Origin of the sequence: Thermophilibacter gallinarum, assembly GCF_014982725.1 — a bacterium.
GTDB classification, from domain to species: domain Bacteria; phylum Actinomycetota; class Coriobacteriia; order Coriobacteriales; family Atopobiaceae; genus Thermophilibacter; species Thermophilibacter gallinarum.
Window position 1 is genome coordinate 344,891 of record NZ_JADCJZ010000002.1, and the last position, 11,922, is coordinate 356,812.

An 11,922-nucleotide genomic window follows, 5' to 3' on the forward strand; every position below is an offset into this window, starting at 1 on the left:
TCGCCAAGGCGCGGAAGGCCGCCAAAAACGGGACGCCGAGAAGAACGCCGGCCCGAAGGCCCCTACGCCCAGCGGCCCACGAACGCGCCGACGGCCTCCCAGTAGCGGTCGGGGTCGGCGAAGACCGCACAGCAGTGGCCGGCGGACGGGATCTTGACCAGCTCGTGGCCCTCGCCCTCCGCGGCGCCGCCGGCGGCGGCGGACAGCGCGTCGGCCATGTGCGCGGGCACGACCTTGTCGTCCTCGCCCTGGAGCAGGAGCACCGGCGCCGCGGAGCGCGCGATCGCCTCCGCGGGCGAGACCTTGGCGATGTCATAGCCGCCGCGCCTCAGCCTGAGGAGCAGGCGCGCGAGGTCCACGATCGGGTGCGCCGGCATCGGCGGCGTGCCGAGTGACCCCGAGCTCACGACGCCGACGGCCGTGTTCCAGAAGTCGTCGTAGGCGGAGTCCGCCACACAGGCGCGCACCTGCCCCGGCAGGTCCTCCTCGCCGCAGGCCAGGATGGCCGCCGCGGCGCCCATGGAGATGCCGGCGAGCGTGACGCGCGCGCCCTCGCCCGCGCGGTCCGCGACCCAGCGGCACCACGCCACGAGGTCGCGCCGGTCGAGCCAGCCCGCGCCCACCCAGGCGCCGTCGCTCTCGCCGTGCGCGCGCAGGTCGACGAGGAGCAGGTTGAAGCCCAGCTCCGCGTAGCGGCGGGCGTAGGTGAGGCCGGCGCGCCAGGTGTCGTTGTAGCCGTGGGCGAAGACGAGCCAGCGGTCGGAGTCGGGGTTGCACGCGATGGCGCGGCCCACGAGGCGCGTGCCGTCGTCGGAGGCGCACTCGACGCGCTCGACCGGGCACGGGAGCGCCTGGATCCACTCCCAGGTGCGGTGCGCCTCGTCGGCACGGTTCCACTCGATCTTCTCGCGCTCCTGGTCGAAGAGTCCCGGGCACATGTCGCGCACGCGCTGGTCGCCCCCGCCGCCCAGGTACGGGCCGAGCTCCTCGCCGCTCGCGTCGCGGCGCGGGCCCAGCACCTGCGGCAGGGCGCGGCACACCAGGACGACCACCGCAATGGCGGGGGCAAGGCCGAACAGGCAGAAGAGCACGCCGACCGCGGGCGAGCCCAGGAAGAAGCACCCCACGCCCATGGCGACCATGACGAGCGCGAAGCCGAGCGGCGCGAACGCCTTCGACCAGAGGGGGACGTCGCGCTTGGGGGCGTTGAGCTCCTCCATGAGGTGCGGGGTGGGCACGCCCTCGCGGGTCCTGCGCCCCTCGAAGTACGAGAAGAACCTCACTCCCCTGCTCTCCTTCTTCTTGTCAGCCTCCATGCGTTGCCTCCCGTCGTGCGTCCATATGGGCACGAGTATAGCGAGAAACGCGGCGGCGGCCGCCTACGGCGCGGCGAGCAGCGCCTCGCAGCCCGCGAGCACGTCGCTATCGGCGCAGGTGGCTCCCGCCGGGGCGGCGCCGCGAGCCGTCCCGCGCCCTGGTCGGGGGCGTGCTCAGGCGCGTGCGGCTCGGGGCCTGCGCGACGCCGCGGCGATAGCCGGACGGGGCGACGCGCCTACGGGCGCGCCGGGCGCGAGAGCGGGCGGAGGCGATCAGGCCGATCACCACGAACACGACGACGAGGCAGGCCACCGCGATGACCGCGTGCAGCACGTCGGACGTGAGCCACCAGACGACGAAGCTCGGGATGGAGAGGCCCATGGCGGACGCCGCGGCCGCCGTGACGGTGCCCAGGTCGCGCTCGCCGAGGGAGACGGCCATCGTGCCGAGCTCCTGTCCCTGCGCGAGCGGCGCCTGGAAGGCCTCGGACCACGAGGGGGAAAGCGTCAGGTCGGAGAGCTCGGTCTCGACCGGGACCGTGGCGGTTATCGCCGAGGCGGCGGACACGTCGACCTTCTCGCCGTCGCTCGAGAGGGTCACCTCGGCAGACCCCAGCGCGTCGCCCACGCTCACGACCTCGCCGGTCTTCCACGCGCCGAAGCCCCACTCGAGCAGGTTATACATGTCGTAGAAGTTCTCGGTTGCCTCGGTCGTGTAGCCCGTGTAGGGGACGCCCAGCACCACCGCGACGAGCGTCCTGCCGTCGCGCTGGGCCGCGGTGATGAGGCACCGGCCGGCCTCGGTGGTGGTGCCCGTCTTGCTCGCGATGACCGTGTCGCCCAGGTAGACGGGACCGTCCGGGTCGGCCAGGTGGTCCGTGGTCTCCAGGGTGCGGGCGGGGTTCTCGCTCGTGGCGGGCAGGTCCCAGGTGGCGCTTCCCGCGATCTCCACGAACTCGGGGAGGGAGAGCGCCTCCTCGAAGATGGTCACGAGGTCGCGCGCCGTGGTGTAGTGGTCGTCGTCATGCAGGCCGCAGGGGTTGACGAAGTGCGTGTTCTCGCAGCCCAGCTCGGCGGCCTTCTCGTTCATCAGGTCGACGAAGGCGCCCCAGTCGCCGCCGCCCACGTAGCGGGCGAGCACGTACGCGGCGTCGTTGCCGGAGGGGAGCAGCAGGCAGGCGAGCAGGTCGCGCACGCTGAGCGTCTCGCCCAGCTTGAGGTCGGCGACCGAGCTGTCCCAGGTGAGTTCGTCGAAGTCCGACTCCTCGACGGTCACCTCGGCGTCGAGGTCGGCGTTCTCCAGCACCACGATCGCGGTCATGACCTTGGTGATGGACGCCGGGTAGCAGCGCTCGTCGGCGTCCCGCTCGAACAGGGTCGTGTCCGTCTCGAGCTCGACCACGAGGGCGCGCGGCGAGGTGATCGAGGGGGGCTCGGCCGCGGAGTAGGCGCCCTCCTCCGCCAGCGCCGCGACCGGGAGGGCAGCCGCCGCGCCCACGAGGGCGAGGACGCAAGCGAGAAGGACCGCGAGCGCTCGGGCGCGCGAGGACGTGGCTTTCAACTCAGACCCCCTATCGGACCAGCGCGAACCAGGCGATGACGGCCACGCCGAGGACGATGCGATACCAGCCGAACGGCTTGAAGTCGTGCTTGCGGACGAACGCCATGAGGAAGCGGATGACCGCGAGCGAGACGAGGAAGGCGACGAGGCAGCCCACCCCGAGGACAGCCGCCTCGGTCCCGCTGAACATGTTGCCCGCGAGGAAGTACTTGGCCAGACGCAGCGCGCTCGCGCCGAACATGACGGGGATGGCAAGGAAGAACGTGAACTCGGCGACCACGGTGCGCGAGCAGCCGAGCAGGAGGCCACCGATGATCGTGGAACCCGAGCGGGAGGTTCCGGGCACGATGGAGAGCACCTGGAAGAGGCCGATGCCGATCGCCGTCTTCCAGTCAAGGCCCTCGAGCGTCCGGACGCGCGCGCCGGCATCGGCGAGCTCGGAGCGCGTGGGGGCATCGCCGAGGTCGGGCGTCGAGAAGTGCTTCCCGGTGGAGACGAGGGCGGAGGCGCGACGCTCGCGCACGGTCTCGATCACGATGAAGGCGATGCCGTAGACGATCAGCGCCGCCGCAATCACGAACGGGCTTCCGAGGTTGGCCTCCATCCAGTCGTCGATGGGGATGCCGATGACGGCCGCCGGGACGCAGGCGACGATCGTCTTGGCCCAGAGCGACCAGGTGTCGCGCTTCTCGCCCGCGCTCTTGCTCGGGGAGAAGGGGTTCAACCTGTGGAAGAACATCGCGCAGACGGCGAGGATCGCGCCGAGCTGGATGACGACGAGGAACATGTTCCAGAAGTCCTCGGAGACGTCCATGGTGAGGAACTGGTTGAGCAGCAGCATGTGTCCCGTCGAGGAGATGGGGAGCCACTCCGTGACGCCCTCGACGACGCCGTACACCGCGGCCTTTGCGAGCTCTATGGGGTCCATTGCCCTCCCTTTCAGCGACAGCGCTCCTATGGTCGCGCAACCGGCGGGCTCGTGGCACCCCGCCACCGAAATTCTACGCCGTTGGGCGGGTCGCCCGGCACGCTCCTCCGGTCGAAGGGAATAAGTGATGCAGCCCTCTAGACGGCCCAAAGCGGAAGGGAGTCACCATGGCCGATACCACCGTTTCCTATCAGGACCTCGGCTACGACAGGATCTTCGTCTCCCTCGACGGCTCGGACGAGCAGGACAAGGTGCTCGACCGCGCCATCGTCATGGCGGCGAACGACGAGGCGGAGCTCTACATCGGGCACGTGATCGACTCGACGGCGCTCGAGGCCGCCGGGACGTTCCCCGTGGACATCGTGCCCACCCTCGAGCAGACCTTCCGCGACTCGATCGCCGAGAAGGTCAAGGCGGCGGAGGCCATGCCGGGGATCAAGAAGGTCGAGGTGATCGTCCGCTCCGGCCGCATCCGCGAGACCCTGAAGGACGAGATGCTCGACGTCATCAAGCCTGACCTCGTGATCTGCGGCGCGCGCGGGCTCTCCTCGATCAAGTACGCCATCCTCGGCTCCATATCCACCTTCCTCACGCGCAACACGGACTGCGACACGCTCATCATCAAGTAGCGCCCACTCCAGACCTCGGGACCGGCCCCGTCGCCCCATGCGGCGGGGCCGTCGCTGTGCCCGCGATTCGAACGACTCGTGTAGGAACGGTGAGATTTGGCGTCAGACGGTAAAATGGACTCCGTTTGTTTGCACGCATCACCAATTCGAACGGTGACCGAACAGAAGGATTGCCCCAAGTGACGTCAGCCAAACAGTGGAAGGCCGGCTACCCCCTCGTCGCGGCGATCGTGGCCCTGGGCTGCGCGCTCTGCCTGGTAGTCGCCCGTCCGAGCACGGCGGCCGCAGACGACCTGAGCGATCTCAGCGCCATCCAGCAGGAGATCCAGGAGCACAACGCCGACTACAAGGAGGCGCAGGAGCAGGTTGACGAGCTCCAGGCGCAGATCGACGAGAACCAGGCCCGCATCGACGAGCTCGAGGCCGAGCTGCCGGAGGTGAGGGAGCAGGCGGCGGCGTCCATGCGCACCCTCTACAAGATGCAGCAGGGGTCCGGCGGGCTCGTGGACCTGCTCCTGTCCGCGGACACCTTCTACGACCTCCTCTCCACGGTCCAGTACCTCGACATCATCCAGGCGTCCAACACCGACGCCATCAACGAGCTTCTCGCCCTCGAGGACGAGCTCGAGCTCGCGCGCGTCAGCCTGAACTCGCAGATGCAGGAGGCCGAGGAGCGTCGCGAGGAGGCCGAGGACGCCCTCGACGAGGCCAAGGCGGCCCGTGACGAGCTCGAGGCCAAGATCGCCGCGCAGCAGGCAGCCGAGGAGGCGGCGCGCAAGGCCGCCATCGAGGCCGCCAAAAAGGAGGACGGGAAGACCTTCACCACTGAGTCGGGTGGCAGCGCCACGGTCGAGACCCCCTCGAACGACAACGGCCCCGGCTCCGTCAGCCCCGGCTCCGACAAGGACGCCTTCGTCTCCGAGTGGGCGCCGCGCATCGACGCCTACCTCGCCGGGTCCCCGCTCTCCGGCCAGGGCAAGACGTTCGCAGAGGCCGCCTTCGAGTACAACGTCGACCCGCGCTTCTCGCCCGCCATCTCCATGGTCGAGAGCACGCAGGGCCGCTACTGCTTCAAGCCGCACAACGCCTGGGGCTGGGGCAGCTCCAGCTGGAGCAGCTGGGAGGAGGCCATCTGGGCGCACGTCCAGGGCCTCTCCATCGGCTACGGCGGCCGCCTCACCGTCGCCGGCGCCAAGAAGTACTGCCCGCCCAACTGGCAGTACTGGTACTCCACGGTCGCCTCTGAGATGAGCAAGATCTAGGCCGGCCGCCGTACGGCGGGTTAAAACCAAGCTCGTCCCCGTTCTTCTCGCCCACTGGGTTAATAATTCCGGCTCGTCCCCCTCCCAGAATGCCTTCCGAGGGGGACGAGCCGGTATTTCTAACCCGATCGGCCGGTCAGAGGGGGACGAACCGGTATTTCTAACCCGAGCACCCCGCGCGCTACGCCGTGAGGTACACCATGACGATGATCAGCACGAAGCCCACGATCTCCGCGGGCGAGAAGGGCGTGGCGAGCCACACGACCGAGGCGATGGTGGCTGTGACCGGCTCGATGGTGCCGAGCAGGCTCGCCCGCATGGAGCCGGCGTCCTTCACGCCCTGCAGGTAGAGCGCGTAGGCGCCGAAGGTGCCCACCACAACGCACAGCGCGAGCACGCCGACGGCCAGCCCGTCGAGGGCGGGCATGTGCTCCCAGGGCCGGTAGACGAGCGAGAGCGCCAGCCCCGAGAACAGGAACGCCAGCCCGTTCACGGTGAAGTTGCCCCAGCGCGCCATGGGCGCGGCGGGCAGGATCGATAGGCAGGCCGCCGCGACCGCGCAGCCGAGCCCCCAGGCCAGGCCCTCCGGCGGAAGGCTGAGCTGCCCGGGGTTGCCGCCCGTGGCGACGAGGTAGGTGCCGAGAAGCGCGAGCGCGACGCCCAGCAGCTCGCGCCGACGGGGCGTCCGGCGCATCCTCAGGCACACGTACGCCAGGACGAGCACCATGCCCAGGCTCTGCATGATCGTCGCCGTGGCGGAGTTGGTCCAGTCGATCGCCTCGAGGTAGGCGACCTGGGAGAAGAGGATCGCGGCGAAGCTCACGCCCAGGATGGAGAGCAGGGCGCGCGGGCTCCGCCACACGCCGACGAGCTGCTCGCGCCCGCGCGCCGTCATCGCCGCCGCGGCGAGGAAGAGCCAGCAGGCGGTGAGCTCGCGCAGGCAGACCAGCCAGAGCGGGTCGATCGCGTAGGCGTCCATGAGCCACTTCGAGACGGTGCCGTTGAGGCCCCAGAACGTGCCTCCCACCAGCGTCGCCACGATGCCGCGGCGGATGCGCCGCCTCTGCTCGTCGTTCTTCTCGCCCACGCGCCCCCCTGTCTCGCACAACGGTCGATAGCCTACCACGGACCGCCTGCGCTATGCTCGACCTTGTGAGAATCGCGTCCAGGGAGAAGAACATGGCCGAGAAGAACTTCATCGAGCCGCGCGGCGAGCTCGCCGTGGGCACCGCCCATGCCGGGTTCGTCGTCACGTCCGTCGAGCCGATCCCCGAGCTCTCGGGCTGCGCCTACGTCATGCGCCACGAGGCCACCGGCGCCCGCGCGCTCTGGCTTGCCTGCGCGGACGTCAACAAGGCCTTCGCGATCAGCTTCAAGACGCCCCCGGCCGACGACACCGGCGTCTTCCACATCCTGGAGCACTCGGTGCTCTGCGGCTCGGACCGCTACCCGGTGAAGGAGCCCTTCGTCAACCTGCTCAAGACGAGCATGCAGACGTTCCTGAACGCCATGACGTTCCCCGACAAGACCATGTACCCCGTGGCCTCCACCAACACCGCCGACCTCGAGAACCTCATGGGCGTCTACCTGGACGCCGTGCTGCACCCCGCGATCTGGCACCGCCCGCGCATCTTCGAGCAGGAGGGCTGGCACCTGGAGGCCGACGAGGACGGGGCGCTCAGCTACAACGGCGTGGTCCTAAACGAGATGAAGGGCGCGCTCTCCGACCCAGACGACGTGCTCTACCAGGCCCTCACGCGCGCGCTCTTCCCGGACACCTGCTACCGCCACGAGTCGGGCGGCAACCCGCGCGCCATCCCCACCCTCACCTACGAGGCGTTCCTCGACAATCACGCGCGTCACTACGCGCCGTCCAACGCCTACGTCTTCCTCTACGGCGACCTGGACGTGGACCGCGAGCTCGCCCTCGTGGACGAGGCGCTGCGCGGCGCGGCCGAGCGCGGTGCGGGCGCGCCCAACCCGCTCGCACTCCAGGCGCCCGTGCACCCCGAGCGCACGGAGGTGCGCATGGCGACGGCGCCGGGCAACGCCGAGATCGGCCTCTCGTACGTGATCGGGACCGCCGCCGACCGCACCCGCGTGCTGGCCGCGGACGTCCTGCTCGACGCCCTCTGCGGGTCCAACGAGTCCCCCCTCAAGCGGCGCGTCCTGGACGCGGGCCTCGCCGACGACTTCTCCGCCATGCTGGTCGACGGCGTCCTGCAGCCGCAGGTCATGTTCACGCTCAAGGGGCTGCGCGAGGGCGCGGGCGAGAGGTTCCGCGCGCTCGTGGAGTCCACCTGCGCCGAGCTCGCCGAGGGCGGCATCCCCCGCGACAAGCTCGAGGCGTCGCTCGCCCAGGCGGAGTTCAACCTGCGCGAGGGCGACTGGGGCGGCTACCCCGACGGCGTGGCGCTCGCCATCCAGTCGATGTCGAGCTGGCTCTACGACGACGGACGCCCGGTCGACTACCTCCGCTACGAGGACGCGCTCGCCGAGCTCAAGCGCGGCCTTGACGAGGGGCTCTTCGAGCGGCTGCTGCGCGAGGTGGTCTGCGAGAGCGCCCACTGCGCCGAGGTCGAACTCGTGCCCGTGGCCGGGGGCGACGCCGACGAGGAGGCCGCCGAGCTCGCCCGCCTGCGCGAGGGCATGGACGAGAAGGACCTCGAGGCCGTGCGCGCCGAGGTCGACGCCCTGCGCGCGGAGCAGGAGGCGCCCGACACGCCGGAGGCGCTCGCGACGCTGCCGGTGCTCAGGGTCTCCGACATCGGGCCGGCGCCGGCCGAGCCGGCCCCCGTGGACGCGGAGGCTCCCCTGCCCTGCGTGGGTCATGAGCTCGACACCCACGGGATCGACTACGTCTACCACTACTTCGACCTGCGCTGCCTCGAGTTCGACGACCTTCCCTACGCCGGGCTGCTCTCCGACCTGCTCGGCCGCCTGGCCACGACCCGTCGCAGCGCCTCCGAGCTGGACACCCTCGTGGAGACGAACCTCGGCGGGCTCGACTTCTTCGTCGAGACCTACACGCGCGACGACGACCTCTCCTTCGCCGCCCCCACGCTCGTGGTGGGCGCCTCGGCGCTCGCCGAGAAGGCCGACGCGCTCTGCGACCTCCCGCACGAGGTCTGGGGCGAGACGGACTTCACCGACCTCGCCCGCGTCCGCGACATCCTGACGCAGCGCCGCGTCGCGCTCGAGCAGTACTACGTGAGCTCGGGCCACTCGGCGGCGCTCGGCCGCACGAGCACGTACTTCTCGGCCGCCGCGCGCGCCTCGGGCGCCATGGGCGGCGTCGACTACTACCTCTTCCTGCGCGAGCTGCTTGAGCACTGGGACGAGCGCTCCGGCGGGCTGACGGGTCGCCTCTCCTCGCTGTGCGCACGCATCTTCACCGCGGGGAACGTCACCGTGAGCTTCACGGGCCCCGCGTCCGAGCGCGCCCGGTTCTGGGAGCGCGGGGGCACGCTCGCCCTCCCGGCAGCCGACGTCGCCCAGCGCCTCGTCATCCCGGCACGCGGTGCGCGGCGCGAGGCCTTCGTCATCCCCTCCGACGTCGCCTACGTCGCACAGGGCTTTGGCCCCTCCGCGGCGGACGCCGGGACCGTCGGCGCCTGGCAGGTCGCCACGCGCGCCCTCTCCTTTGACTACCTCTGGAACGAGGTGCGCGTGAAGGGCGGTGCCTACGGCGTGGGCTTCAAGCGCTCGACCGAGGGGCTCCGGCAGTTCTGGTCGTACCGCGACCCGTCCGTCGACGCGACGCTCGCGCGCTACGACGCCGCGGCGGCGTGGCTGGCCGACTGGGACGGCACCCCGGCGGAGCTGGACGGCTACATCGTTGCCACGGTCGCGTCCCACGATGCGCCCGTGAAGCCCCGGCAGCTCGCCCGGCGCCAGGACGTGGCCCGATTCTGCGCCCGCCCCGCGGGCTGGCGCGACGAGGTGCGCGCCCAGGAGCTCTCCGTCACGGCCGACGACGTGCGCGCCCTCGCCGCGGCGCTCGCCGACGAGGGGGCGGCGCGGGGCGTCTGCGTCTTCGGCGGCCGCGGCGCCGTCGAGGCCTGCGGCGTCGACTTCGACTCGGTGACCGAGCTCAGCTAGCAGGCCGTCCCGGAATCGCCGGGGTTCTCGGGTTCGTCGCCCTTCTCGTCCCGGAATCGCCGGAGTTCCCGTGCCCGCCGCTCTTCTCATCCAAGAATCCGGGAGGTTCCCCGGACCGGGGCCGCGCCGACGGGGGAAGGTCGCCGATTCCCGGACAGAGGCGCGCCCGAGGGCGAGAAGGTCGCCGATTCCGGGACGCAACGACCGCGGCGGAGGGGAACGTCGCCGAATCCGGGACGGCAGCCCGCCCGCAGGCGGGAACCCCGGCGATTCCCAGACGCAACCGACCCGCCCCTAGACGAGCAGGTCCTCCACGGCGAGCTTGGGCACATGGTGCACGCCGTCGGCGTCGCGCCAGTAGGTGATGCCGCGCTCGGTGGTGGCGGGTTCGAGGACCACCCGCTCGTCGGGCGCGGGATAGCCGAGCGCGCAGAGGACGAGCGGCTCGAGGCCCTTCTCAGCGAGGCCGAGGGCCGGACCGAGCTCGGCGTCGAAGCTCGCGACCATGCAGCCCACGAGCCCGGCGGCCCGCGCGGCGAGCATGACGGTCTGGGCGGCGATCCCCGCGTCCTGGTTGACCATGGCGTTCGCGCGGGCGCCCTCGGGGCCGGCTATGGTCACGTAGCCCGTGGGCCGCTCGCCCTCGGCCGGGCCGTCCCAGTCCTTGAGCAGGGCCGCCCAGCGGTGGTGGGACTCGACCAGCAGGGCCTCGGGTCCGACGCTCAGGTGGAAGCGGAGTCGCTGCCGGTTGTTGGCCGAGGGCGCCACCCGGGCGGCCCCCACGAGCGCCTCGAGCTGCTCGCGCGTGACGGGCCGCGCCTCGTCGAAGCGGCGATACGTCCGCGAGGCGGCGACGAGCTCGACGAACTCCCTCTGGTCCATGGCTTCCCCCCTACACTCCGGCGGCATCGATGGCCGCGACGACCTCGCGAAGCTGCGCGGGCGGCAGCACGAGCGCCATGCGCACGTAGCCCTCGCCCGACGGCCCGAAGCTCGACCCCGGCGTCACGATGACGCCGGCGCGCTCCATGAGCTCGAGCGCGAAGGCGGCCGAGTCCGTGCGGCCGCCCGGGATGCGCGCCCACACGAACATGGACCCGTGCGCGTTGGGCCGCTCCCAGCCGATCTCCTCGAGCCCGTCGCAGAGGGCATCGCGGCGCTCCTGGTAGAGCCTGCGCTGGCGCTCGACCTGGTCGCGCGGGCCGGTGAGCGCCGCGATGGCGACGTCCTGCTCGGGGTAGAACATGCCGAAGTCGATCTGGCCGCGCAGCTTTCGCGCAGCGGCCACCACGTCCGGCCGGCCCACGAGGAAGGACAGGCGCGCGCCCGTCACGTTGAAGGACTTGGAGAGCGAGAGGAACTCGACGCCCACGTCGAGCGCCCCGGGGTACGAGAGGAACGAGCCGCCCGCAGGCCCGTCGAAGACGATGTCGGAGTAGGCGTTGTCGTGGATGACGATGAGGTCGTGCTCGCGCGCGAAGGCGATGACCTCCTCGTAGACCTCCGGCGTCCCCACCGACCCCACGGGGTTGGCGGGAAGCGAGACGATCAGGTACCTCGCGGCGTCGGCCACCTCGTCGCTCACGTCCGCGAGATGCGGCAGGAAGCCGTGCTCGGCAGTGAGGCGGTAGTAGTGGGGGCGGGCGCCGGCGAGCAGCGTCGCGTTCTGGAAGACGGGGTAGCACGGGTCGGGCACGAGCGCCACGTCGCCCGGGTCGCAGAGCGCCGAGCACACGTGGACGAGGCCCTCCTGGGTGCCACGGCAGCTCATCACCATGTCGCGCGTGATCCCCGCGACGCCGTAGCGGCTCTCGTAGTAGGCGCAGACGGCGTCGAGGAGCTCGTCCTTGTCGTGGAGCGAGTACTTCCAGTTGCCCGGGTCCGCGGCGCTCGCGCGCAGGGCCTCGATGACGTGCGCCGGCGGCTCGAAGTCGGGCGTCCCCACCGAGAGGTCAAAGACCCTGCGCCCCGCCGCCTCCAGCTCGCGCCGACGTGCGTTGAGCACCGCGAACACCTCGTCGCCGAACAGGTCCAGCCGCTTCGAGAACTCCATCTCACCCTCCCGTCGTCCTTCTCGCTCCCACTGTAGCCCAACGGGGCGCCTCCCCCGGCGCGCCGCTCGCGG

The 11,922-nt window shown here is 71.0% G+C and carries 9 protein-coding genes; 3 read left to right on the top strand and 6 right to left on the bottom strand.

What is annotated here, in order from left to right:
* Positions 1-62: 62 nt before the first annotated feature.
* The 3 genes from INF26_RS05495 to INF26_RS05505 form a co-directional block, all read right to left on the bottom strand.
* Entirely contained in the window at positions 63-1,316 is a 1,254-nt protein-coding gene (locus INF26_RS05495; protein ID WP_193529737.1) for an alpha/beta hydrolase, read from the bottom strand.
* Positions 1,317-1,422: 106 nt separating this feature from the next.
* Entirely contained in the window at positions 1,423-2,877 is a 1,455-nt protein-coding gene (locus INF26_RS05500) for a D-alanyl-D-alanine carboxypeptidase family protein (protein WP_193529738.1), read from the bottom strand.
* 10 nt (positions 2,878-2,887) lie between these two features.
* Entirely contained in the window at positions 2,888-3,805 is a 918-nt protein-coding gene (locus INF26_RS05505) for an undecaprenyl-diphosphate phosphatase (RefSeq protein WP_193529739.1), read from the bottom strand.
* A 167-nt stretch (positions 3,806-3,972) separates the two neighbouring features.
* On the opposite strand from INF26_RS05505, the gene INF26_RS05510 reads away from it, so the two are divergent.
* Entirely contained in the window at positions 3,973-4,434 is a 462-nt protein-coding gene (locus INF26_RS05510) for a universal stress protein (protein WP_193529741.1), read from the top strand.
* A gap of 179 nt (positions 4,435-4,613) precedes the next feature.
* Positions 4,614-5,696, top strand: coding sequence for a coiled-coil domain-containing protein (locus INF26_RS05515; RefSeq protein WP_332307316.1), 1,083 nt, complete (start codon positions 4,614-4,616; stop codon positions 5,694-5,696).
* A gap of 181 nt (positions 5,697-5,877) precedes the next feature.
* On the opposite strand, the gene INF26_RS05520 is transcribed toward INF26_RS05515, so the two are convergent.
* Complete coding sequence (locus tag INF26_RS05520) at positions 5,878-6,783, bottom strand: DMT family transporter (RefSeq protein ID WP_332307317.1); 906 nt, start codon at positions 6,781-6,783, stop codon at positions 5,878-5,880.
* A gap of 92 nt (positions 6,784-6,875) precedes the next feature.
* Between INF26_RS05520 and INF26_RS05525 the strand changes: the two genes are divergently transcribed.
* On the top strand, positions 6,876-9,797 hold the full coding sequence (locus INF26_RS05525) for an insulinase family protein (RefSeq protein ID WP_193529745.1): 2,922 nt from the start codon (positions 6,876-6,878) through the stop codon (positions 9,795-9,797).
* 294 nt (positions 9,798-10,091) lie between these two features.
* Here INF26_RS05525 and INF26_RS05530 read toward each other — a convergent pair whose 3' ends face one another.
* Positions 10,092-10,679, bottom strand: a complete 588-nt coding sequence (locus tag INF26_RS05530) for a nitroreductase family protein (protein WP_193529747.1) — start codon at positions 10,677-10,679, stop codon at positions 10,092-10,094.
* A gap of 10 nt (positions 10,680-10,689) precedes the next feature.
* Positions 10,690-11,850, bottom strand: a complete 1,161-nt coding sequence (locus tag INF26_RS05535; protein WP_193529749.1) for a pyridoxal phosphate-dependent aminotransferase — start codon at positions 11,848-11,850, stop codon at positions 10,690-10,692.
* Positions 11,851-11,922: the final 72 nt, after the last annotated feature.